Origin of the sequence: Mesoflavibacter zeaxanthinifaciens subsp. sabulilitoris (assembly GCF_014191595.1) — a bacterium.
Lineage (GTDB): Bacteria > Bacteroidota > Bacteroidia > Flavobacteriales > Flavobacteriaceae > Mesoflavibacter > Mesoflavibacter zeaxanthinifaciens.
This window is the reverse complement of sequence record NZ_JACHWV010000008.1, coordinates 97,442-119,156: the sequence shown is the minus strand read 5'-3', so window position 1 is coordinate 119,156 and position 21,715 is coordinate 97,442. Positions and strand designations below refer to the sequence as shown.

General features: G+C 30.9%; 26 protein-coding genes. 13 read left to right on the top strand and 13 right to left on the bottom strand.

Annotated features, from left to right (window positions below; genetic code table 11):
- Position 1: 1 nt before the first annotated feature.
- From FHS04_RS12970 to rsfS, 6 genes are all read right to left on the bottom strand, one after another.
- The gene (locus FHS04_RS12970) at positions 2 to 268 is read right to left on the bottom strand and encodes an acyl-CoA-binding protein (protein WP_027880356.1); all 267 of its coding nucleotides are present in this window, start codon (positions 266 to 268) and stop codon (positions 2 to 4) included.
- A gap of 1 nt (position 269) precedes the next feature.
- Positions 270 to 920 (bottom strand): phosphatidylserine decarboxylase family protein, encoded by a 651-nt coding sequence (locus tag FHS04_RS12965; RefSeq protein ID WP_106678820.1) that lies wholly within the window; start codon positions 918 to 920, stop codon positions 270 to 272.
- Positions 910 to 1,734, bottom strand: coding sequence for a phosphatidate cytidylyltransferase (locus FHS04_RS12960; protein WP_106678822.1), 825 nt, complete (start codon positions 1,732 to 1,734; stop codon positions 910 to 912). Before FHS04_RS12960 ends, FHS04_RS12965 begins: the two co-directional genes overlap by 11 nt.
- Before the next feature lie 4 nt (positions 1,735 to 1,738).
- Complete coding sequence (locus tag FHS04_RS12955) at positions 1,739 to 2,347, bottom strand: LUD domain-containing protein (protein ID WP_027880359.1); 609 nt, start codon at positions 2,345 to 2,347, stop codon at positions 1,739 to 1,741.
- A 114-nt stretch (positions 2,348 to 2,461) separates the two neighbouring features.
- Positions 2,462 to 4,423 carry an ATP-dependent zinc metalloprotease FtsH gene (gene ftsH, locus FHS04_RS12950; RefSeq protein ID WP_106678824.1) on the bottom strand — a complete coding sequence of 654 codons (1,962 nt, stop codon included), beginning with the start codon at positions 4,421 to 4,423 and terminating at the stop codon, positions 2,462 to 2,464.
- A gap of 9 nt (positions 4,424 to 4,432) precedes the next feature.
- On the bottom strand, positions 4,433 to 4,804 hold the full coding sequence (gene rsfS, locus FHS04_RS12945) for a ribosome silencing factor (protein WP_027880361.1): 372 nt from the start codon (positions 4,802 to 4,804) through the stop codon (positions 4,433 to 4,435).
- A gap of 94 nt (positions 4,805 to 4,898) precedes the next feature.
- Between rsfS and FHS04_RS12940 the strand changes: the two genes are divergently transcribed.
- Positions 4,899 to 5,627 (top strand): biotin--[acetyl-CoA-carboxylase] ligase, encoded by a 729-nt coding sequence (locus tag FHS04_RS12940; protein WP_106678826.1) that lies wholly within the window; start codon positions 4,899 to 4,901, stop codon positions 5,625 to 5,627.
- On the opposite strand, the gene FHS04_RS12935 is transcribed toward FHS04_RS12940, so the two are convergent.
- Positions 5,611 to 6,018: an SRPBCC family protein gene (locus FHS04_RS12935; RefSeq protein WP_027880363.1), complete on the bottom strand. Its 408-nt coding sequence runs from the start codon at positions 6,016 to 6,018 to the stop codon at positions 5,611 to 5,613. The two genes, FHS04_RS12940 and FHS04_RS12935, sit on opposite strands and share 17 nt — an antisense overlap.
- Before the next feature lie 37 nt (positions 6,019 to 6,055).
- Positions 6,056 to 6,700 carry an orotate phosphoribosyltransferase gene (gene pyrE / locus FHS04_RS12930; RefSeq protein WP_027880364.1) on the bottom strand — a complete coding sequence of 215 codons (645 nt, stop codon included), beginning with the start codon at positions 6,698 to 6,700 and terminating at the stop codon, positions 6,056 to 6,058.
- A 105-nt stretch (positions 6,701 to 6,805) separates the two neighbouring features.
- Here pyrE and FHS04_RS12925 point away from each other — a divergent pair, with 105 nt between their 5' ends.
- Positions 6,806 to 7,387 (top strand): NUDIX hydrolase, encoded by a 582-nt coding sequence (locus FHS04_RS12925; RefSeq protein WP_106678828.1) that lies wholly within the window; start codon positions 6,806 to 6,808, stop codon positions 7,385 to 7,387.
- Positions 7,388 to 7,616: 229 nt separating this feature from the next.
- Positions 7,617 to 9,911 (top strand): T9SS type A sorting domain-containing protein, encoded by a 2,295-nt coding sequence (locus tag FHS04_RS12920; protein ID WP_106678830.1) that lies wholly within the window; start codon positions 7,617 to 7,619, stop codon positions 9,909 to 9,911.
- Between the two features lie 53 nt (positions 9,912 to 9,964).
- On the opposite strand, the gene FHS04_RS12915 is transcribed toward FHS04_RS12920, so the two are convergent.
- Positions 9,965 to 11,701: a M14 family metallopeptidase gene (locus FHS04_RS12915; protein WP_106678832.1), complete on the bottom strand. Its 1,737-nt coding sequence runs from the start codon at positions 11,699 to 11,701 to the stop codon at positions 9,965 to 9,967.
- 96 nt (positions 11,702 to 11,797) lie between these two features.
- On the opposite strand from FHS04_RS12915, the gene FHS04_RS12910 reads away from it, so the two are divergent.
- Positions 11,798 to 13,459 carry a SulP family inorganic anion transporter gene (locus FHS04_RS12910; protein ID WP_106678834.1) on the top strand — a complete coding sequence of 554 codons (1,662 nt, stop codon included), beginning with the start codon at positions 11,798 to 11,800 and terminating at the stop codon, positions 13,457 to 13,459.
- Between the two features lie 113 nt (positions 13,460 to 13,572).
- Here the strand turns inward: FHS04_RS12910 and coaD are convergent, their stop codons facing one another.
- From coaD to FHS04_RS12895, 3 genes are read right to left on the bottom strand one after another with little or no spacing between them, the layout of a single operon-like run.
- Positions 13,573 to 14,028 carry a pantetheine-phosphate adenylyltransferase gene (coaD, locus tag FHS04_RS12905; RefSeq protein ID WP_106678836.1) on the bottom strand — a complete coding sequence of 152 codons (456 nt, stop codon included), beginning with the start codon at positions 14,026 to 14,028 and terminating at the stop codon, positions 13,573 to 13,575.
- Between the two features lie 43 nt (positions 14,029 to 14,071).
- Positions 14,072 to 14,431 (bottom strand): four helix bundle protein, encoded by a 360-nt coding sequence (locus tag FHS04_RS12900; RefSeq protein WP_106678838.1) that lies wholly within the window; start codon positions 14,429 to 14,431, stop codon positions 14,072 to 14,074.
- A 36-nt stretch (positions 14,432 to 14,467) separates the two neighbouring features.
- On the bottom strand, positions 14,468 to 15,442 hold the full coding sequence (locus FHS04_RS12895) for a D-alanine--D-alanine ligase (protein ID WP_106678840.1): 975 nt from the start codon (positions 15,440 to 15,442) through the stop codon (positions 14,468 to 14,470).
- Positions 15,443 to 15,578: 136 nt separating this feature from the next.
- Here FHS04_RS12895 and FHS04_RS12890 point away from each other — a divergent pair, with 136 nt between their 5' ends.
- The 4 genes from FHS04_RS12890 to FHS04_RS12875 all read left to right on the top strand — a co-directional run bounded on the left by FHS04_RS12890 (position 15,579) and on the right by FHS04_RS12875 (position 18,464).
- Positions 15,579 to 16,142: a PASTA domain-containing protein gene (locus FHS04_RS12890; RefSeq protein WP_106678842.1), complete on the top strand. Its 564-nt coding sequence runs from the start codon at positions 15,579 to 15,581 to the stop codon at positions 16,140 to 16,142.
- 3 nt (positions 16,143 to 16,145) lie between these two features.
- On the top strand, positions 16,146 to 17,189 hold the full coding sequence (locus FHS04_RS12885) for an RluA family pseudouridine synthase (protein ID WP_106678844.1): 1,044 nt from the start codon (positions 16,146 to 16,148) through the stop codon (positions 17,187 to 17,189).
- Between the two features lie 221 nt (positions 17,190 to 17,410).
- Positions 17,411 to 18,169: a peroxide stress protein YaaA gene (yaaA, locus tag FHS04_RS12880; RefSeq protein ID WP_106678846.1), complete on the top strand. Its 759-nt coding sequence runs from the start codon at positions 17,411 to 17,413 to the stop codon at positions 18,167 to 18,169.
- On the top strand, positions 18,126 to 18,464 hold the full coding sequence (locus tag FHS04_RS12875; RefSeq protein WP_106678848.1) for a hypothetical protein: 339 nt from the start codon (positions 18,126 to 18,128) through the stop codon (positions 18,462 to 18,464). Before yaaA ends, FHS04_RS12875 begins: the two co-directional genes overlap by 44 nt.
- Here the strand turns inward: FHS04_RS12875 and FHS04_RS12870 are convergent.
- On the bottom strand, positions 18,461 to 18,592 hold the full coding sequence (locus tag FHS04_RS12870; RefSeq protein ID WP_106678850.1) for a 30S ribosomal protein THX: 132 nt from the start codon (positions 18,590 to 18,592) through the stop codon (positions 18,461 to 18,463). The two genes, FHS04_RS12875 and FHS04_RS12870, sit on opposite strands and share 4 nt — an antisense overlap.
- Before the next feature lie 63 nt (positions 18,593 to 18,655).
- Here FHS04_RS12870 and FHS04_RS12865 point away from each other — a divergent pair, with 63 nt between their 5' ends.
- From FHS04_RS12865 to FHS04_RS12845, 5 genes are all read left to right on the top strand, one after another.
- Positions 18,656 to 19,324 (top strand): uracil-DNA glycosylase family protein, encoded by a 669-nt coding sequence (locus FHS04_RS12865; protein WP_106678852.1) that lies wholly within the window; start codon positions 18,656 to 18,658, stop codon positions 19,322 to 19,324.
- A 53-nt stretch (positions 19,325 to 19,377) separates the two neighbouring features.
- Entirely contained in the window at positions 19,378 to 19,836 is a 459-nt protein-coding gene (locus FHS04_RS12860) for a hypothetical protein (RefSeq protein WP_106678854.1), read from the top strand.
- 123 nt (positions 19,837 to 19,959) lie between these two features.
- Positions 19,960 to 21,255 (top strand): DEAD/DEAH box helicase, encoded by a 1,296-nt coding sequence (locus FHS04_RS12855; RefSeq protein WP_106678856.1) that lies wholly within the window; start codon positions 19,960 to 19,962, stop codon positions 21,253 to 21,255.
- Positions 21,256 to 21,471: a DUF6500 family protein gene (locus tag FHS04_RS12850; RefSeq protein ID WP_106678858.1), complete on the top strand. Its 216-nt coding sequence runs from the start codon at positions 21,256 to 21,258 to the stop codon at positions 21,469 to 21,471.
- Positions 21,471 to 21,701: a VF530 family protein gene (locus tag FHS04_RS12845; RefSeq protein WP_027880378.1), complete on the top strand. Its 231-nt coding sequence runs from the start codon at positions 21,471 to 21,473 to the stop codon at positions 21,699 to 21,701. The genes FHS04_RS12850 and FHS04_RS12845 overlap by 1 nt, the downstream gene beginning before the upstream one ends.
- Positions 21,702 to 21,715 lie beyond the last annotated feature (14 nt).

The following is a 21,715-nucleotide window of genomic DNA, read 5'->3' as shown; positions in this document are numbered from 1 at the left end:
TTTATTTTCTGTATAAGAAATAGTTGTTAACTAAGTCAATGTATTTCTGCTTAGCTTCGTTTGCAGATATATTTTTTGTTTGAAACAATGCATTAGTCTTAAAAGCATTAATTATTTGCTTTTTGCTGCTGGGACTTCCATAGTCATTAGTAGCTCTTTTGTAATAAGCGTAGAGACGTAACAAGAAATCTGCAGGAAAAGGTTCCTTATGTTTATTGATTTGTGCTACAGCCTCTTGAAAGGCTTTTTCAAGTTCTTCGGAAGTCATCTTAAATTTCGGCAATAATACTTTCGCCTCCTTTTACTTTTTGGTTTAATTCTACCTTTATATTAGTGTCCAAAGGTAAAAATAAATCTACTCTTGACCCAAATTTTATAAAACCAGAGTCTGTACCTTGCACAGCAGCGTCACCTTCTACAGCATAGTTAACGATACGCTTTGCTAAAGCACCGGCTATTTGTCTGTATAAAACTTCTCCATAAATAGGATTTTCTACGACAACTGTAGTACGTTCGTTTTCTGTACTAGCTTTAGGATGCCAAGCTACAAGGTATTTACCAGGATGATATTTGCTAAAGTTTACCTTTCCGCTAATAGGGTATCTTGTAACATGTACGTTAATAGGAGACATAAAAACACTTACTTGAAGTCTTTTTTCTTTAAAATACTCAGGCTCAAAAACCTCTTCTATTACTACCACTTTACCGTCTACGGGCGATACAACAGTATTGTCGTTTAATATGGTGTTTCTTTTGGGATTTCTAAAAAATTGAAGTATTAAAAACAAGAAAACAAATAGCGTAAAAAATAATACGTACTTAAGCCATAGCGCTATTACAAATGTGTCTACCACAACTGCAGAAATAGAAATAAACAAAAACGTAATTGCTATAATTTTAAAACCTTCTTTATGAAACATAGTTTACAATTCTTAAAAACAAATAAATAAAAGGAGCTGCAAATATAATACTATCAAAACGATCTAATAAACCGCCATGACCAGGCATTATAACTCCGCTATCTTTAACGTTAGCTTGGCGTTTTATTTTAGATTCTATTAAATCTCCAAGCGTTCCTATAACACTTATAATAATACTTAATATTAGCCAATTAGTAAAAGTTAAATGGCTGTCTGTAAATTTAAATATAAAATAACTAGCAATGGTTGCAAAAAACAATCCTCCTAAAAATCCTTCGACAGTTTTTTTTGGTGAAATGCTAGGAAACAGTTTTTGTTTACCAAAATTTTTACCAACTAGATAAGCAAAAGTGTCATTAACCCAAACTAAAATAAAAGAGCCTAATATAAGAACTGGGTTAAATAGTTTTCCGTGTTTACCTATTAAAACTAAAAATACAAAACCACTTGCTAAATAAAAGGTGGTAATTATATATCTTTTTGAGCTAAATAAAGGTATTTTTTTCTCAGAGAATAAATCTTTAATTAGTAGTAATTGAACAAAAATAGTAATGACTTGAAGGATTTGAGTAGCTTCTACTAATCCTATATGAGAGTTCATAACAAACTGCCAATACCCGAAAATAAAATACATTATTGTAAAGATAATATATGGGTATAAGCTTTTAAGTTGTATAAGTTTACAAAACTCTGCCATACAAATTATACCAAACACGTAAAAAAGTATAACAAATGCGTGCTCGTTAAATAACGAAAGGCTAAGCAGGGTTATATATAAAATTCCAGATAGACCTCTGGTTAATGTTTCGCTCATAAAACTATAAATCTTCTAACAACAGCAAATATAAGTTTTTTGTGCTGCTTCCGTAAGATAAAAAGTCTTTTTCCTCTTCTAGCTTAAAATGTTTAATCGTAGTGATGTTTGTTGGAAGTTTACTAGGGTTTTTGCTTTTAATTTCTCTTAACCCTTCACTAATTGTTGGTACTATTTGACTTGTAGTAGCAAAAACGATTACGTTATTAGGAAATTCATTTAGTTTATTCTCTGCTAATTGATTAGAGCTTACTAATAAAGACCCATCATTTGCAATTAGGTTTTCGCAAGTGGTGATAAAGTAAGTACATTGTGATAAGTTTTGTCCAACGTTTAATTGAGCACTTTTAAATTTATCTTCAAGGTTTTTATCGTAGAAAAAAGCTTTATGATCTTCCCAGCTGTTTTCTATTATAATATTGTTGAGGTTATCGTACACTTCGTCTAACGAGTCGCAATACAAAAATTTACCACCATTTTTTTTAAAGTTTATAGTAAAACTTTCGTCAATTGGTAGCTCAACTTTTGGCATGTATTTGCCTCGTTCATTAGACTTTATGTCTTCCTTTTTCTTTTCAGATTTAGAACTAAATAACTTTCTAAAAAGACTCATTTACTTTGCTATAATCAATTTTCTTTTTTGAACTATATCAAATATAAAAAAACTTAGACTATCTAAAGAGATAATCTAAGTTTTTTGTGTTTAAATACTATAAATATGTTCTGTTTACTCTTCTTCTTCAGATTTTTGATCTGTAAGCTGAGCTTCTTTTTTAAAGTTTCTTTCTCCAAATATCTTTTCTAAATTGTCTTTAAAAATCACTTCTTTTTCAAGTAAAACTTCTGCTAACTCGGTTAATTTATCTTTGTTTTCTTCAAGAAGGTTGACAGCTCTTTGGTATTGAGTCTCTATAATATCTGAAATTTCTTTATCAATTAGTTCTGCTGTTTGTTCACTATATGGTTTAGAGAATCCATATTCATTTTGACCAGATGAATCGTAGTAGGTTAAGTTTCCTACTTTATCACTTAAACCATAAACAGTAACCATTGCTCTAGCTTGTTTTGTGACTTTTTCTAAGTCACTTAAAGCTCCAGTAGATATTTTATCAAAAATAACTTTCTCTGCAGCACGACCACCAAGAGCGGCACACATTTCGTCTAGCATTTGCTCTGGTCTAACGATTAAACGTTCTTCTGGTAAATACCATGCAGCACCTAAAGATCTACCACGTGGTACAATTGTTACTTTTACCAATGGTGCGGCATGTTCTAGCATCCAACTAACAGTTGCGTGACCTGCTTCATGAAAAGCAATTGCACGTTTTTCTTCTGGTGTAACAATTTTATTTTTCTTTTCTAAACCACCAATAATTCTGTCTACAGCATCTAAAAAGTCTTGTTTTTCTACTGCCTTTTTATTGTTTCTAGCAGCAATTAAGGCTGCCTCATTACATAGGTTAGCAATGTCTGCACCTGAAAAACCTGGTGTTTGTTTAGATAAAAAGTCAAGGTCTAAACCTTCAGCTTTTTTTAGAGGTCTTAAGTGGACTTCAAATATTTCTTTACGCTCTCTAACGTCTGGAAGATCTACAAAAATTTGTCTGTCAAAACGTCCTGCACGCATTAAAGCTTTATCTAATATATCTGCACGGTTAGTTGCTGCAAGTACAATTACGTTAGTATTTGTTCCAAAACCATCCATCTCGGTTAGTAATTGGTTAAGCGTATTTTCACGCTCGTCATTACTTCCAGACATTGCGTTTTTGCCTCTTGCACGACCAATAGCATCAATCTCATCAATAAAAATAATTGAAGGCGATTTTTCTTTAGCTTGCTTAAATAGGTCACGTACACGTGATGCACCAACACCAACAAACATTTCTACAAAGTCAGAACCAGAAAGCGAGAAAAAAGGGACTTGTGCTTCTCCTGCTACTGCTTTTGCAAGTAAAGTTTTACCTGTTCCTGGAGGACCAACTAATAATGCTCCTTTAGGAATTTTACCACCTAAGGATGTATATTTTTCTGGGTTTTTAAGGAAATCTACAATTTCTTGAACTTCTTCTTTTGCACCTTCTAAACCAGCAACGTCTTTAAAGGATGTTTTTACATCTGTTTTTTCGTCAAATAGTTTTGCTTTAGATTTTCCTATGTTAAAGATCTGTCCGCCAGCTCCGCCACCGCCACCAGAAGACATACGTCTCATGATGAAAATCCAAACTCCAATTAGTAAAATAAAAGGAAGTAAGCTAAATAATAATTCGCCCCAAGGATTAGTTTCGGTTTTATATTCAACAGATGTAGTAATGCTGTTGTTTGCTTTTATTTCTTTTAACTGATTTTCAAAATTTTGAAGATCACCAAATTCGAAAGTATAATTAGGTATGTTATTAGAATCTCCAAATAAAGCAGTTGGTATAGACTTTTTGTGTACTTCTTTTTCTTCTGCTTCTTTAGTTAAGTAAACTTTTGCTTCTCTTCTGTTAACAATATCTACTTTTTCTACGTCTCCATCTTTTAAATATTGAAAAAATTGTGCTGGAGATGTTTTATTTTCTCCGCTTAAAGCATCGCTTCCAAAAAAGTTTAAACCAATGAAGAATAAAAATAAACCTGCGTATATCCAATAAGGATTAAACTTAGGTTTTTTTGGAGGTATTGTTTTTTTATTTTTATTGTTTGCCATGTATTGTTATTAATAATTTGTTTTTATAGCTGTTACTTTGGCATCTCCCCAAAGACTTTCTATATCATAATATTCTCTAATGTGTTTTTGAAACACATGTACAACTACGTTAACATAGTCCATTAAAACCCATTCTGCATTGTCTTCGCCTTCTATATGCCAAGGTTTGTCTTGTAATGTTTTGCTTACTTTTTTTTGTATAGAATTAACTATGGCGTTAACTTGTGTATTTGATGTACCTTCACAGATAACAAAGTAATCACAAACAGTGTTTTCTATTTCTCTAAGATCGAGAATGTTAATTTCTTTTCCTTTTACATCTTCAATTCCGCCTATAATTGAGGTTATAAGTAGATCTGCGTTAGATTCTTTTTTCGCCATTAATAAGATTTAATTTGTGCAAAGTTATTATTTTTAAGTTCTTTATACTTTAAAAAAATCATAAGATTTTATAATACGAAGATAACTATTTAATATGCGTATAATCAAACTTAATGCCATCGATTCTACAAATTTGTTTCTTCGAAGTTTATCTATAGATACCAACGTAGAAGATTTTACGGTAGTTGTAGCTAAACATCAAACTAAAGGTCGTGGTCAAATGGGGACTGTTTGGTCGTCTCAAGATGCTAAAAACCTCACTTTTAGTGTGTTTAAAAGGCTTGTGAATTTAAAACTCGATCAACATTTTGTGATTAGTATGGTTGCTAGTTTGGCTGTAATAAATACGCTAAAAAAACTAAACTTACCAAAATTAAGTGTCAAATGGCCTAACGACATTTTGTCAGCAAATAAAAAGATATGTGGTATTTTGATTGAAAACGTTATTAAACAAAATAATGTATCAGCTACAGTTGTTGGTATTGGTTTAAACGTAAATCAAGTTAATTTTTCTAATTTACCTCAAGCGTCTTCTTTATTAAATGTTACAGGTATATCTTATGATTTGGATGAATTACTTCAATCTATTTTAAAAGAGTTAGAAATCCTTTTTGATTTAGTTGAAAGTAATCACTTTAAAACTATTAAAACAACTTACGAGTCTTATTTGTTTAGAAAAGATAAACCTTCTACATTTAAAAATGAAGAAGGTTTATTTTCTGGTTTTATTAAAGGAGTTTCTAATGAAGGTCTTCTAGAAGTTTTATTAGAAGATAATATATTAAAAACGTTCGATTTAAAAACAATTAAGCTACTGTATTAATAGCATTAGGCATGTTGCTAGCCAATGTTTCTATAAACTTATTGATAGGTCCTTTAATCATCATAGCCATCATAGCATTAAACTGACCTTCAAAAATTAATTGCACTTCGCTAGTTGTTGCATCAATTTCAGAGATATTTCCTGTTAAAGAAAAGTCTATTTTACCACCAGCAGCACCTAAAACAATTTGGTTAGGCGGTGTTGTTTCTTTCTTTTTAAGTACAATTTCTGGCATACCTTTTAAGGCAAACAAAAACTTATCGTTATCTAAAACTTCAAATTTGCTTATGTTTTCTGGCATAAGATTTTCAAAATTTTTTACATCGCTTAAAAAGTTAAATGTGTCTTGAGCAGATTTATTTACTGTAACTTTTGGAGATTCTAATTTCATAGTTTGTATTATATGTTAATCTATTTTTTTAACTTAATCAATTAACGTTCCAATCGCTTGGATTGGCATTCCATTTACTTAAAGTTTCAATTTCACTTTCAGAAATATAATTGGTTGCAGCTGCTTCTTGCAGTAAATGTTCGTAATTACTTAAGGTGTGTAAAGTAAGGTGTTCTTTTTCAAAATTTTCTTTAGAGATATTGAATCCGTAAGAAAAAATAGCAATCATGCCTTTTACGTTTAATTTAGCTTCTTTTAAAGCTTTTACAGCATTTAAGCTACTTTTTCCTGTACTAATTAAGTCTTCAATAACCACTACGTTTTGACCACTTTCTACATAGCCTTCAATTTGGTTTTGTCTTCCGTGTGATTTAGCTTCTGGTCTAACATAAATAAAAGGAACTCCTAAATACTCGGCAACTAGCATACCAATACCAATTGCACCAGTAGCTACACCAGCAATTACGTCTGGTTTTCCGTAATGGTCTTCTAAGAATTTAGCCATTTCTTCTCTAATATAATTTCTAATAGGAGGAAAAGAAAGAACAACTCTATTATCACAATAAATAGGAGATTTCCAACCAGATGCCCATGTAAATGGCTCTTTAGGTTGAAGTTTAATAGCATTAACTTGTAATAATGCTTTTGCGGTCTGTCTAGCGATGTGTTTGTCAATAATCATAAGGCAAAATTACATATTAAATTTTTTGAATTGAAAATAACTTTAAAATAAAATTTAGAATTCTATTAGTTTTATATTTTTACATCACTAAATCTAAATTAAGCCATGCAGTGCATATTTGTAAACAATAAGCCAATTTACCTAACAACAATAGTAGAAAAAGAAACAGATTTTAAAAATTTTTTATTAAAAGATGCAGACTTAAATGTTGTATTAAAGACATTAAGTAAGAAAAAAATAAACTCGGTTAGATTAATTGGATATTCTGAAGATAAATTGCTTAAAACTTTTAAAAAAAAATTGCCTAACGTAGTTGCTGGTGGCGGAAAAGTATATAATAAGAATGGCGAAATTTTATTTATATATAGAAACGATAAATGGGATTTACCTAAAGGTAAAGCTGAAAAAAAAGAAACTATAGAAGACACTGCTATTAGAGAAGTTGAAGAAGAAACTGGTATTAAAAATTTAGAAATTATAGACAAACTTCCTACTACATATCACATATACAAACGCAACGGAAAACATAAGTTAAAAATAACACATTGGTACAAGATGAAATCTGATTTTAATGGTAAACTTTATCCGCAATTAAATGAAGGTATTACAAAGGTAGAATGGTTAAAAGAAGAAGAGGCTTATAAAGCTTTAGAAAACTCTTATGCCAACATAAAATTACTGTTCTAAATACCGATTATTTAGTTGGTCTTTGTTGGTTAAGCTCGTTTTGACTGATTTTTCATGGCTTACACCTGGTTTATGTGTATTTAAAAGATGTTTTTGAGCATTTAAACTTATAAAAAATGCTTTAATCCGTTAATAGATTTTTGTTGCTTTTAACCTATTAATTTTCTGTAAGAGATTTCGGTAATCTAAATTTACTCATAATTATGTAAATGCTATAAACCAACAAATTATGAGTAAAAAATTACTTAATCCATTAACTAAAAAGTTATTTTTAGTTTCCCTTTTCTCCCTTTTTATTTCAATAACAGCTTTTGCAAATGACGATACATGGTGTGGTCATATTGATGGCTTTAAATTTAAAAGCGGAAATAGTTCTGTGATGATTAATAATTACGGGACTTACAGTATTAATGAACTGCCAAATAACTTTTATATACAGTTAATTGTTGGTGGTTACTCACAAAGTGCAAAGTTTTATTTACAAAACTTAAGTACAGGAGCTACTTACAATCTTACAGAAAATTATGAGCCTTATACCTTTCCTGGAGGCGGAAGTGCTTGGAATTATGGTACAGGTGTATTTAAACTTAAGGCTAAACTTTACAAATATAATTATTGTGGCGGATGGACTTGTGATACAGAAACTGTACAATTTACAATAACAAACGCTTCTTCTTGTGGACAAGTAGATGGCTTTACGTTTACAAACGGAGTTACATCAACAGATATTATAAATGGAAACTCATACGAAGTTAGTGATTTACCAACAAACTTTTTTGTAGAGTCTCTTGTTACAGGTAATTCTGAAAGTGTTAAACTAATACTTAAAAATTTAGATACAAATCAAACTTTTTATGTTGGAGAAAACTATGAGCCGTACACAATACCAGGTGGTGGATCTGTTTGGAATTACGGTTACGGTAATTTTAAGTTAACATCTAAGGTTTATATTTATGACTATTGTCAATCTACTGTATGTGATCAAGAATCTATTTATTTTACCTTAAACAATACAGTATCTTGTGGAGAACTTACTGCTTTAAATTTTACAAATGGAGATGAATCTGTAGCGTTAAATGATGGTCAATCTTATAATATACAAGATTTACCTACAAACTTTTATATAGATTCTGCTATAGAAGGAGAGGTAAGTAAAGTGAAATATTATGTAACTAATTTAGATACCAACACAACAACTGGTATTACAGAAAGTGTAGCGCCTTACACTTATCCAAGTACGGGAAGCTCTTGGAATTTAGGTACAGGAAACTTTAAAATAACTGCAAAACTATATACTACAACAATTAGTTATTATGGTAATAATTGTGGTAGTAGTAGTCAAACAATGGTGTTTTGTGATAAATATACTTACACATTTACACTTACAGACTCAGCTGTTTGCGGAAGTATAGATGGTTTTGCATTTACAGATGGTGTAAACTCTAATAATATAGTAGATGGTCAATCTTATTATATTGAAGATATACCAACAGATTTTTACATAAATACTTTAACTAACGGAGAAGTAGAAAATGTGCAATTAGAGGTTACTAATCTTGATACAAATCAAACATTTTCAATAACTGAAAGTGTTACTCCATATACTTATCCAGCTGGTGCAGCTTCGTGGAATTTAGGTCTAGGTAATTTTCAATTAACTGCAAAACTTTACTCTCAATCAGCAAGCAGCTATTCTAATAACAATAATAATTGTGTAGATAATAATGATAATCCATTAACTTTATGTGAAGAACAAACTATACAATTTACCTTGTTAGAGCAAGCTTGTGAAGTTTTAGCAGGCACAGGAATTCCTAGTTTGGATGTTATTGTAATACCTTTAGGAAATACTTTTAATATTAATATAACACCTAACGATGATAATACAGTTCCTTCTGGTTATAACTTAGGTACAGTTTTAGCATCAATAGATAATCAAACCATATATTCAGTTAGTGAAAATTTAACGTTAACGCTTCCTTATTTAAATGGACCATACAATGTACACATGTTTGTATACGATCCTTTAACATTTGATATATCAAGTATTAATTTAGGAACAGCTACCATAGCTGATGTTCAAAATGTAATTAATAACAATAATATTTGTGCAGATATAGCTAATACTGGATCACAAATTGTAATTATTCCTGGAGGAATTGATCAAAGAGCAGCACAAACAGAAACAGAAGATAAATCTAAAAAAGACCAAGTTAATAACTCAACTAACAGCGCACTGCAGCAATTAGTGGTAGCTAAAGTAGAAGAAGAAGAGGCATTGACCAATGCTGTTAAGCTTTATCCAAATCCTGTTGTTGATTATTTGACAGTAGATTTAGTATTTAACGAAGGTGAAATTTTTGAATTTACAATTACAGATTTAAACGGAAAACAAGTTATGAAAGGTAATGTTGCTAATAAAGCAAATACTATAAATTTAAACCAATTAGTTAATGGGTTGTATATTATCAAACTAAAATCTGGGTTTAGAACAATATCTAAGAAAATAGTAGTAAGAAAATAAGATTCAATTTAGATTACTAATTAAAAAGCCGCTACATTTTGTAGCGGCTTTTTTTATTTTAAAATCCTGTAAATAGGATACTGTAAATGTGCATTTTCGTAATTAGGACTGTGTTTGTGTATCCAGTCTAATTGCGTATACCAATTATTAGCAAAGCTTTCGTTTTTAGATTTAATAGAATCAAATTGGCGCTTAATCTCTGGGTTTTGGTTTAGAAATTCTAACGCTTTATCTTCCCAAACATAAGGAGAAAAACCTTCTTTTTGCTGAAGAATAGTGTCAAAAAAGTTCCAATTAAAAAATGAATCTGGAGCAGAAGGTTCTAAGGTTTCAATTAAATACCTCATTCCATATTGATTTGTTTCAACTAAAAGATCTCCTTTTTTAAAAGTAATATCTTTTATGCTAGATGTAACGGTTGTGTTGTAATGTTGGTAATGTCCTTCGTATGGTGATTGTCGTGTATTAAATTTTTCAATTTTATAACTTTCAACAGAAATAATACTATCATTTTGTAAAGGTTTCATTTCAATATTATTCATTTTTAAGCGCTCTAAAATTGGCCACCAACCTTTAGGGATGATGTATGCTTTAGGTATTTTTACTTTTGTAGTTGGTTTAAAATAATTCATGTAAGTAACATCCTTTGTAAAAGGTAGATTACGGTCATATTTTAAACGTTGTAAACCAGTAACTTTACTAGTAATCATTTTGCCTTCATAACCTTTAAAATTTAGTGTAGTTTGTTTTGTTGTGTCTATTTTCCAATCTAAAGGATATAGATTATTAGTGTAAGTTTTATTAAAAGCTTCTTTTCTTAGTTTTTTTATGTTTTTTGCTTCTGTGTTTACAATTTCAATCATGGTTTTCATTAACTCGTAAGTACCTTCTACACGTGGTTTGTAAGGCTTTAACATATGGGTTTCGACCATCATACCTAAGGTGTTAAAAAGTGTAGTGTATCCTGTTGAGTATCTTGGGTAATCCATAAATTGAGAAAAGCCTTTTTCTGGTACGCTATTAAATACATTAACGTATGGAGTAATATCCCAATTTTTTTTAGCAAGTCTCTGCTCTAATTCTGGTTGAATAGTATTGTGTAGATACTTGCCTAACTCTCCATCTAATTTGTTGTGCTGTGTAAATAAATGAGTAAGTGTATATTGGTAGTCTGCACCATTACTAACATGATTGTCAATAAAAATATCAGGTTTTACTAAATGAAAAATTTTAGCAAAAGCTTTTGCATTTTTACTATCTGCTTTTATAAAATCTCTATTTAAATCAAAATTACGAGCATTACCTCTAAAGCCATATTCTTCTGGTCCGTTTTGGTTGGTTCTTGTAGTGCTGTTTCTGTTTAAGCTACCTCCAATATTGTAAATAGGTATTGTTGCTAAAACAACATTTTTAGGCATCTTTATTTTACCTTGTACAAGATCTCTAAATAAAAGCATGGTAGCATCAATACCATCAGATTCTCCTGGATGTATGCCATTATTGATTAAAATGATACGCTTGTCTTTTTTTATACTTTCAAAATTGAAATTACTATCAGGATTTAATGTAACAAGGTGTAATGGTTCTCCGCTATCAGTTTCACCAATTGCTTGAATATGGACTTTTGAGTAACTATCGGCTAATTGTTTATAAAACTCAATAACTTCGTTGTAAGTCGGAGTTTTAGTTCCATTAGAGGTTTCAAAAACAGTAGTAAAACTTGGTGTTTTATCTTCTTCACAAGAAAAATAAATAAAACCAACTAAAAAAAGCAGAGCGATTTTTTTCATAAAAGCGATTATTTAAATCTAATTACTACAAATATAGTATATAGGCTTGTGTTTTTTGTAATTAGATGTACTTTTGCAAGCTTAAAAGCCAAGACAATGACAGAGTTTATTAGAAAAATAGTTCCTAATGCTAAAGATGATGTATTAGCAGGTATTACAGTTTCTTTAGCAATGATACCAGAAGTAGTTGCGTTTGCTTTTGTTGCACAAATAGATCCGTTAATGGCACTTTCTGGTGCATTTATTATAGGTTTAATTACTGCAATTTTTGGTGGTAGACCAGGATTAATTTCTGGTGCGGCAGGAGCTGTTGCTGTAATATTTGTATCTATGATTGCAGAAGGACACACTAAAGGAATGTTAATGGATACACCTATAGAAAATATGGGTTTTTTCTACCTTATGGCTTGTGTCATCTTAATGGGTTTAATACAAATATTTGCAGGTGTTTTTAAATTAGGAAAATTTGTTAGACTAATACCTCATCCTGTTATGATGGGATTTGTAAACGGACTTTCTATCGTTATTTTTATAGCTCAAGTAAAAATGTTTAGCCATAAGAGTTTACAAGTTTCTGATGAAGGTGTTAAACGATATGTTAGCACTTTTATGGATGGAACAGAATTGTATACTATGATAGCTTTAGTGTTATTAACTATGGGAATTATTTGGTCACTTCCAAAGCTTACTAAAAAATTACCAGCTGCATTAACAGCAATAATTGTAACTAGCTTAATAGTAATTGGTTTTAATATTGATGTACCAACTGTTGGTTCTTACATAATTGAAGGTGGCGGAACTGGATTAAAAGGAGAATTTCCGACTCCAAATATGGAGTTGTGGGAAAAATTACCATTCAATCTAGATACATTAAAATTTATAGCATTACCTGCATTTTTAGCAGCTTCTGTTGGATTAATAGAAACTTTAATGACTATGAATCTTGTAGACGAATTAACTGAAACTAGAGGTAATGGTAATAGAGAATGTATTGCACAAGGTGCAGGAAATATTGTTTCTGGTTTATTTGGTGCAACTGGTGGTTGCGGTATGATTGGTCAAACTGTAATTAATATTAATTCAGGCGGTAGAGGAAGATTGTCAGGCATAATGATGGCGCTTACATTATTGTCATTTGTTCTATTTGCAGATAAGTTAATAGAAATGGTGCCAATTGCAGCATTAGTTGGTGTCATGTTTATGATGGTTATCGAAACATTTGCATGGTCAAGTTTTAGAATATTAAAGAAAATACCTAAATCTGATGCGTTTGTTTTAATCACTGTGTCTTTAGTAACTGTTTTTGTAGATCTAGCAGTAGCAGTATTTATTGGTGTAATCATTTCGGCATTAGCTTTTGCTTGGGAAAATGCAAAGCGAATTAGAGCCAGAAAAAGAATGAAAGCCGACGGAACTAAAGTTTACGAAATTTGGGGACCATTATTTTTTGGAAGTATCTCTGCATTTAATGAAAAATTTGACGTCAAAAACGATCCTGAAAAAGTTGAAATTGACTTTGTAGAGTCAAGAATTAGTGACCATTCTGCTTTAGAAGCTATTTTTAATTTAGTTGAAAAGTATGAAGCAGAAGGCAAACAAATTAGATTAAAACACCTTAGTGAAGATTGTAAAATATTGATGTATAAGGCAAGTCCAAAATTTAGAGAAGTTGTAGTCGAAGCTATTGATGATCCAAGATATCATTTAGCAGAAGATCCAGAGAAATTTCCTAAACCTTTATCGGAATATAAGTTTTAGGATATAAATACTTAAAGTTTTAAGTGTCTAAAGTATTTAAAGTTCTTTTAGTGCCACTTTTTCAACTTAGGTCATCCGTCATCCGTCATCCGTCATCCAACTTCTAACGTCAACTATTTTACTCGTACACTTTTAGGTACTAGTTTGGTGTAATCTCCGTTATTTTTAATGACGTCTCTAACAATAGAAGACGATATAAAACTTGTTCTAGCTGCAGTTAGTAAGAATACCGTTTCTATGGTCGATAATTTACGGTTTGTATGTGCGATAGCTTTTTCAAATTCAAAATCTGCTGGATTACGTAAGCCACGTAAGATAAAATCGGCATCAATCTCTTTGCAAAAATCGACAGTTAAACCTTTATAGGTAACCACTTTTATTTTAGGTTCGTCTTTAAAAGCGTCTTCAATAAATTGTTTTCGTTCCTCTAAAGAAAACATATAATTTTTGGTAGAATTTACACCAATAGCTACTACAACCTCATCAAACAATTTAATACCGCGTTTGATAATATCGTAATGTCCATTAGTTATTGGATCAAACGACCCAGGAAAAAGTGCGCGTCTCATATTTTTTTTGAATCAAGATTATTTGATACAGGAAACAAGATAATCAATTATCTAGTTTATCAATAAAGTTGGATATTTTTTGTTGAATTTTTTTAATTCTATTTTCAAAATCATCAAATTTTTCTTCAGAGATAAAATTAAGATTTTTACAAATAATTATTTGTGTTTCCCATTCGTAAGCAGAGCCTAAACTATCTTCAAGATATTTGATAAAATGTTTATTACTTCGTTTACTTGTGCCTTCTGCTATATTTGAGGCAATAGAAACACAACTTCTATTTAATTGACTAATTAATCCAAACTTTTCATCTTTAGGAAGTGTAGTTGTGAAGTTATAATTATCAGTTATAAGATTAATGCTTTCTTGCCAAATCTGTAAATTCTTAAAATTATGCCTTCTCATATTCGTGATTCGTGTTTCTATATTTCCTGTTTCAATTTAAAGTAAAGCTTCTTCAATAGCATTTGTGAATAATTCTTGTAAACTAATACCTGTAGCAGCAGCTTGTTGAGGTAAAATACTTTCGTTAGTTAATCCAGGTACCGTATTTACTTCTAATAGATGCGGTTGATTGTTTTTAAATATAAATTCACTTCTAGAAAAACCTTTCATTTTTAAAACCTCATAAACCTTCTTAGCGGTTTTCGTAACAATTTCTTCTTGTTCTTTTGTAATTCTAGCAGGTGTAATCTCTTGAGATTTTCCTAAGTATTTTGCTTCGTAATCAAAAAAGTCGTTTTCGCTAACAATTTCGGTAATTGGTAAGACTTTAGTTTCGCCTTTATACGTTATCACACCAACTGATACTTCGGTTCCATCTAAAAAAGATTCAATAATTATTTCGTCATCCTCTTTAAAAGCAACTTCAATTGCGTGTTGTAAATCTTCTTGTTTATGTACTTTAGTTATTCCAAAGCTACTACCTGCTTTGTTAGCTTTTACAAAGCAAGGTAAGCCTACTTTTGCAATAATTTCGTCTTCATTAATTGTATCGCCAGCATTTAAAAAGTAGCTTTCAGCGGTTAAAATTCCGTAAGGTTTTAAAATACTTAAACAGTCACGTTTGTTAAAAGTCACAGCTGCTTGATACATGCCACAACTAGTGTGTTTGATATTTAGTAATTTAAAATATCCTTGCATAAAACCATCTTCGCCAGGACTTCCATGTATGGCGTTAAATACACAATCAAAAGTGATTTTTTTGTTGTTTTTTGTGAAAGAAAAGTCGTTTTTATCAATTGGGTATTCACTATCATCTTCGTCTACATAAACCCATTTATCTTTAAAAATATGAATGCGATACGCATTAAACTTTTCTTTATCAAGCGTGTTGTAAACTACGTTTCCGCTTTTTAATGAGATTTGATATTCGCTAGAATATCCGCCCATAATAATGGCTATATTTTTTTTCATTTAGTCTAAATTATATCGAAATACTCTAAGGTTTTCAATAATCCTAAAAAATATTCGTTGTGTAAAAATATCATTTATTTTAATCCGAAGGAAAACCTTTTTGTTTTTATATATTTGTCTACATAAATTTTACTAAATGAGTTTTATTGGTTTTATAAAAAGTAAAGAATTTTTAAAGCAAATTGTAATTGCTATTGTAGCAGTTGTAGTAATTGTTTTTTTGTTGCTTAAATGGTTAAGCGTGACCACAAATCACGGTACATTTGAGACTGTACCTGACTTAACAGGAAAGTCTATTGAGGTCGCTAAGATAGAGTTAGAGCAAAATAATTTGGTAATGCAAATTCAAGACTCTGCTAATTTTAATCCAAACTACCCAAAATTTGCAGTTATAGAACAAGACCCAAAACCAAATGCTCAAGTTAAAGAAAACCGTAAAATTTACATTACCTTAAATCCTTCTGGGTATCGTAAAGTAGCTGTTCCAGATTTGCGCCAGCGTACATTTAGACAAGCGCAACCAACTTTAGAAGCTTTAGGTTTTAAAGTAGGAAAGAAAACCTATATAGACAATATTGCTAAAGATATGGTTTTAGGTATGCGTTATAAAGGAGACGTTTTAGAACCAGGAACAAAATTGCCAAAAACAGCTTCAATAGATTTAGTTTTAGGAAACGGAAATCGACCAAACAGCAATTAATCTATGGACGATTACACACCAGAATTACCAGAAGAAGATAACGACGATCTTTACGAGCATTATTCGTTTACCGCAGATAAAGGACAATCACCTTTACGTATTGATAAATGGTTAATGAATAAGGTAGAAAACGCTACCCGAAACAAGATACAAGATGCCGCAAAAAACGGAAGCATCTTTGTAAATGGCACACCAGTAAAATCCAATTACAAGGTAAAACCAAATGATCAGGTACGCGTATTATTTCAACATCCGCCACATGAAAACTTATTGGTTGCAGAAGATATTCCATTAGACATCGTTTATGAAGACGATCAATTATTAGTCGTTAACAAACCAGCAGGCATGGTTGTACATCCAGGACATGGTAATTATTCCGGAACACTAATAAATGCGTTAATATTTCATTTTGATAATTTACCAAATAATTCAAGTGAAAGACCAGGATTAGTACACCGTATAGATAAAGATACATCAGGATTGTTAGTAGTAGCAAAAACCGAACACGCTATGGCGCATCTATCTGCTCAATTTAAAGCCAAAACTAGCGAGCGTGAGTATGTTGCAATAGTTTGGGGAAATCTAGAAGAAGACCAAGGTATAATAGAAGGTAACATAGGAAGACATCCAAAAAATCGATTACAAAATACCGTATTCTTAGATGACGAAGCCGATAAAGGAAAACCAGCAGTAACGCACTACAAAGTTTTAGAGCGATTAGGCTATGTCACACTAGTAAGCTGCAAATTAGAAACCGGACGTACGCACCAAATACGCGTACACATGAAGCATATAGGACATACCTTATTTAATGACGAGCGTTACGGCGGAAACCTAATCTTAAAAGGCACAACCTTTACCAAATACAAACAATTTGTAGAGAACTGTTTTAAAGTATTACCACGTCAAGCCTTACATGCCAAAACCTTAGGATTTATGCATCCAACAAAAAACGAATTTATGAGTTTTGACACGCCAATACCACAAGACATGCAAGATTGTATAGAAAAATGGAAAGGTTACTCCAAACACATAGAAAATAATTAGGGCGTTACCACAAGGGTCGCGCTATTCACTATATCTTTTTTTGCAAATGATTAAAGCTTAACCCTAAAGTAAAAGCAGCAAAAAAAGGATGTCGTTACTATCGCTAACGCGCTTACTCAAACCCAATAATAAAACCGAATAGACCTATTTAAAATTACTATCTATTCAGCTTTTATAACGCAGTAACAATTTGTAATTTAGTATCAGAAAAAGATAGATTTATGAAACTAGTATTATCACCAGCAAAGTCTTTAGATTTTGAAACCCAATTGCCAACAAACAAAACCACTCAGCCACAATTTTTAGAGCAATCTTTAAAGTTAAATAAAGCACTAAAAGCAAAAAGCCCAAAGTCTTTATCAAAGCTAATGAGTATAAGTGATAAGTTAGCAGATTTAAATTACCAACGTAATCAAGAGTTTACAGTACCATTTACAGAAGATAACGCCAGACCAGCAATGTATGCCTTTAATGGAGATGTGTATAAAGGATTAGATGCTTATACAATACCTAAAGATAAGCTTGAACTTACACAAAATACGGTTAGAATTTTATCCGGACTTTACGGTGTTTTAAAACCATTAGACTTAATACAGCCTTACCGTTTAGAAATGGGAACAAAGTTAAAGGTAGGCACAAAAGACAATTTATATCAATTCTGGAAAAAAGATATAGTACACGCGTTAAATGAAGAGTTAGAAGACGACGAGTTGTTTGTTAACCTTGCGTCTAACGAGTATTTTAAAGCAATAGATAAAAAAGCATTAAAAGTACCTGTAATAGACATTACGTTTAAAGAATTTAAAAACGGTAAGCTTAAAATCATTTCATTTTATGCCAAAGAAGCACGTGGTTTAATGGCAAGATATGTAATCGATACTAACGCAAAAACTTTAGATGATTTAAAAAAGTTTAACTACGATAACTATCAATTTGATGGAAAACTCTCAGAAGAAAATCACTTGGTCTTTACAAGATAATAAGCGAACAGAACAAGAACGCAATATTTTTAAACCAACAGGTAAGCCTGCAAAAAGTAAAAATATAACTTATTTATTTTGGGCAGTAATTATAGTACTTGCAATAAGTTATTTATTACCATTTTTATATGAAGATAGAGTAGAAGTTTGCCTTACAGAGACATACTGTTTTAACTCTCAAGACAATATATTTTTATACGGTTTATATGTTTTTTTTAATATTACAATATTACTGCTAGCAGTATTTGGTGCATATATAGTAGGAAAAAAAATAGGGCAAAAGTTTAAAATTTAAGCTTTTGCCTTTTTATCTACATTAATTTTAGTTTCTGGTCTTACACGTTTTTTTATTCTTGGTCGTCTAACACCAAAAGTTCCTCTGTGTATTTTACCGCGTTTAGATTTTTTATCTCCTTTTCCCATATTTTAATTGTATTTTTCTACACTTAACATACAAAAAATATAAATTAAATCCAAGACTATATTGTGTTTAAGCATCATCATCCATATGCGCCATTCATTAAAAAAGATACTAAAAAACTGATTGTTGGGACATTACCGCCGCCAAGATTTAGTACAGGCGATTTGTTGGAAAAAGATGTAGATTTTTGTTATGGCAGTTATTACAATTCACTTTGGTTGTATATTGATAAAATACATAATCTAAACTTAAGATTTGATAATTCTCAAGAAGCTATAGACCAGCGAAAAAAATTTTTAATCAAACACAAAATAGGCGTTTGTGATATTGTAGATAGTTGCGAACGAGAAAAAATAGACGCTTCAGATTTAGGAATGTTTAATGTTGAATTACGAGATGTTATAGATTACATTAAACGATTTTCTAATATTGAAACCATACTTTTTACTGGCGGAAATAGTAAAAATGGACCAGAGTATTTCTTTAGAAAACATATAAAAGATTACAATATAAAATTAGAATTAGTCTCTAATGAAATTCCAAGAATTCATCAATTTGAATTACCAAATACTAATTCAGCAAATAGAATTATTAAAACAGTATCTCTAACCTCATCTTCAGGTAGCGCTAATCGAGCAATAGGTAGCAATCCGCTTTATAAACAACTTAAAGCTAAAAATTCAAAATTCAACACATTTGATTTTAGAGTGTTACAGTATCAAGAATTTTTTTAGTACTATCTAAATAAAAGTACTACTTTAAAAGTCATTCCAAACCAATTTTTATTATGAAAAAATCTATTCTTTTACCGTTATTAATTTTTTTGTTTATTAATTTTTCTTTGCAAGCACAAACAGATTCTAATGTTTCTGATGCAGAAAAATTTGGTAATTTAATGTGTGATTGTATAAATACTTTAATGGACGATATGCATCCAGAAATTAAACGTATGATGAGAAACATAGAAGCATTAGGAAGTGAAGAGGCTCAAAAACGATTTACAACATACATTGAAGAACATCCAGAAGAATCTGAAGAAATAATGAGTGATGCCAAAATACTCCAAAATTTTGACCAATCTATTGCTGATATTGATGTTTGTGTAGAACTTGAAAAGTTTACAAAAAAAGACAGCTTCAAAGAAAATGAAGCAGAATTGGAAAAAGAAGTTGCAGATTTTTTAGAAAATAAATCTAAATGTGTTTATGCTTATATCTTTTATTCTATTGGAGCAAAAAATAATTAAGTCAAAAATGATTTATAATATAAACAGCAGCGATAAAACTAAAAAACCATTAATTAGCCGTACATTCGCAGCTAATTAAAGAGGTAACCTAAAAAAATAGTGTTTATCTCACAAACATTATTTATGTCATTTCAATCTTTAGGTTTATCTCAACCTTTACTAAAAGCAATTAGTAAAAAAGGATACACAACACCAAGTCCAATACAATTAAAAGCGATACCACCAGTTTTAGATGGTAATGATGTATTGGCTTCTGCACAAACAGGAACAGGTAAAACTGCAGGTTTTACATTACCATTACTGCACATTTTATCAGAAAACCCTAAAAAGAAGTTTAGACCTATCCGTGCGTTAATTTTAACGCCAACTAGAGAGCTTGCAGCTCAAGTCTATACCAATGTAAAGGAATATAGCGAGTTTTTAAATTTGCGTAGCGCAGTAATTTTTGGTGGAGTCAACCAAAAACCACAAATAGCGACTATTAGAAAAGGTGTAGACGTTTTGGTAGCAACACCAGGACGGTTATTAGATTTAATTAATCAAAATGAATTGTCTATAAAACGTGTAGAAATTTTTGTTCTAGATGAAGCGGATCGAATGTTAGATATGGGTTTTTTAAGAGATATTGAACGTGTCATGAAATTTATGCCAGACAAACGTCAAAACCTGATGTTTTCGGCAACATTTTCTAAAGACATTAAAAAACTGGCTAACGGAATTTTAAACAATCCTATTCAAGTTGAAGCAACTCCAGAAAATACAACTGTAGAGGCTATTTCGCAAAAAGTATATCGTGTTGCAAAAGGTAAAAAAACAGGCTTGGTTATCAAACTAATTAAAGATGGAAACTGGAAGCAAGTTTTAGTATTTACAAGAACCAAACATGGCGCCAATAAATTGTGTAAAAAAATGGACCAAGTTGGTATAAAAGCAGCAGCAATCCACGGAAATAAAAGTCAAGGCGCGCGTACCAAAGCTTTAGAAGGCTTTAAAAGCGGAAGTATTAATGTGCTTGTTGCAACAGATATTGCTGCGCGTGGTTTAGATATACCGTTATTACCACATGTAATAAATTTTGAAATCCCTAATATTTCAGAAGATTACGTACACCGTATTGGACGTACAGGTAGAGCAGGAGCAGATGGGCAAGCTATTAGCCTAGTAAGTGCAGACGAAACTACATTTTTAAAAGATATAGAAAAATTAATAGGCGAAAAGTTACCCGTCGAAATTTTAGAAGGTTTTGAGCCAGATCCAAATGCGTCTACTGCTCCGATTAGACCAGGACAAAATAGAAGATCAAAAAGCAATAATTCTAATAAGCCTAAAGGCGAAAGAAAAAGCACAACTTCAAACTCAGGAAGAAGACAAAGAAATCGTAATAAAAACAGAAATTCTAATAGAAAAAATAACAACTAAATGACACCTGTTTTAAAAGAAAAGATTATTAAAGTTTGTGACCAGAAAATTAAAACAAAAGGTGAAAATGTTGGTGTTTCATTTTATGCGTTTTTTAAAAATAAAAATGATAATCCAGAATTGTTGATGGAAGCAGCTACTTGGTGGATTAAAACTCATAAACTAGATCATTTTGAAAAAGCTATAAAAATAAAAGGGTTAGTAGAAAATATCTAATGGAAAATCAACCTAATAATCCACTACACGGTATAAAACTAGAAAAAATTGTAACCGACTTACAAGCACATTATGGTTGGGAATACATGGGACATGTTATTAAGATCAATTGCTTTATTAGCAATCCTTCAATTAAATCTAGTTTAAAGTTTTTGCGTCGTACACCTTGGGCAAGAGCAAAAGTAGAAGCGATGTATTTAAATTATTTAAAGCATAATAATCCTAAATAAATACAAGCAAGAAA

Coding starts and splice junctions, on each gene's coding strand:
- FHS04_RS12970 (WP_027880356.1), bottom strand. CDS start 268: ATGACTTCCGAAGAACTTGAAAAAGCCTTTCAAGAGGCTGTAGCACAA.
- FHS04_RS12965 (WP_106678820.1), bottom strand. CDS start 920: ATGTTTCATAAAGAAGGTTTTAAAATTATAGCAATTACGTTTTTGTTT.
- FHS04_RS12960 (WP_106678822.1), bottom strand. CDS start 1,734: ATGAGCGAAACATTAACCAGAGGTCTATCTGGAATTTTATATATAACC.
- FHS04_RS12955 (WP_027880359.1), bottom strand. CDS start 2,347: ATGAGTCTTTTTAGAAAGTTATTTAGTTCTAAATCTGAAAAGAAAAAG.
- ftsH (WP_106678824.1), bottom strand. CDS start 4,423: ATGGCAAACAATAAAAATAAAAAAACAATACCTCCAAAAAAACCTAAG.
- rsfS (WP_027880361.1), bottom strand. CDS start 4,804: ATGGCGAAAAAAGAATCTAACGCAGATCTACTTATAACCTCAATTATA.
- FHS04_RS12940 (WP_106678826.1), top strand. CDS start 4,899: ATGCGTATAATCAAACTTAATGCCATCGATTCTACAAATTTGTTTCTT.
- FHS04_RS12935 (WP_027880363.1), bottom strand. CDS start 6,018: ATGAAATTAGAATCTCCAAAAGTTACAGTAAATAAATCTGCTCAAGAC.
- pyrE (WP_027880364.1), bottom strand. CDS start 6,700: ATGATTATTGACAAACACATCGCTAGACAGACCGCAAAAGCATTATTA.
- FHS04_RS12925 (WP_106678828.1), top strand. CDS start 6,806: ATGCAGTGCATATTTGTAAACAATAAGCCAATTTACCTAACAACAATA.
- FHS04_RS12920 (WP_106678830.1), top strand. CDS start 7,617: ATGAGTAAAAAATTACTTAATCCATTAACTAAAAAGTTATTTTTAGTT.
- FHS04_RS12915 (WP_106678832.1), bottom strand. CDS start 11,701: ATGAAAAAAATCGCTCTGCTTTTTTTAGTTGGTTTTATTTATTTTTCT.
- FHS04_RS12910 (WP_106678834.1), top strand. CDS start 11,798: ATGACAGAGTTTATTAGAAAAATAGTTCCTAATGCTAAAGATGATGTA.
- coaD (WP_106678836.1), bottom strand. CDS start 14,028: ATGAGACGCGCACTTTTTCCTGGGTCGTTTGATCCAATAACTAATGGA.
- FHS04_RS12900 (WP_106678838.1), bottom strand. CDS start 14,431: ATGAGAAGGCATAATTTTAAGAATTTACAGATTTGGCAAGAAAGCATT.
- FHS04_RS12895 (WP_106678840.1), bottom strand. CDS start 15,442: ATGAAAAAAAATATAGCCATTATTATGGGCGGATATTCTAGCGAATAT.
- FHS04_RS12890 (WP_106678842.1), top strand. CDS start 15,579: ATGAGTTTTATTGGTTTTATAAAAAGTAAAGAATTTTTAAAGCAAATT.
- FHS04_RS12885 (WP_106678844.1), top strand. CDS start 16,146: ATGGACGATTACACACCAGAATTACCAGAAGAAGATAACGACGATCTT.
- yaaA (WP_106678846.1), top strand. CDS start 17,411: ATGAAACTAGTATTATCACCAGCAAAGTCTTTAGATTTTGAAACCCAA.
- FHS04_RS12875 (WP_106678848.1), top strand. CDS start 18,126: ATGGAAAACTCTCAGAAGAAAATCACTTGGTCTTTACAAGATAATAAG.
- FHS04_RS12870 (WP_106678850.1), bottom strand. CDS start 18,592: ATGGGAAAAGGAGATAAAAAATCTAAACGCGGTAAAATACACAGAGGA.
- FHS04_RS12860 (WP_106678854.1), top strand. CDS start 19,378: ATGAAAAAATCTATTCTTTTACCGTTATTAATTTTTTTGTTTATTAAT.
- FHS04_RS12855 (WP_106678856.1), top strand. CDS start 19,960: ATGTCATTTCAATCTTTAGGTTTATCTCAACCTTTACTAAAAGCAATT.
- FHS04_RS12850 (WP_106678858.1), top strand. CDS start 21,256: ATGACACCTGTTTTAAAAGAAAAGATTATTAAAGTTTGTGACCAGAAA.
- FHS04_RS12845 (WP_027880378.1), top strand. CDS start 21,471: ATGGAAAATCAACCTAATAATCCACTACACGGTATAAAACTAGAAAAA.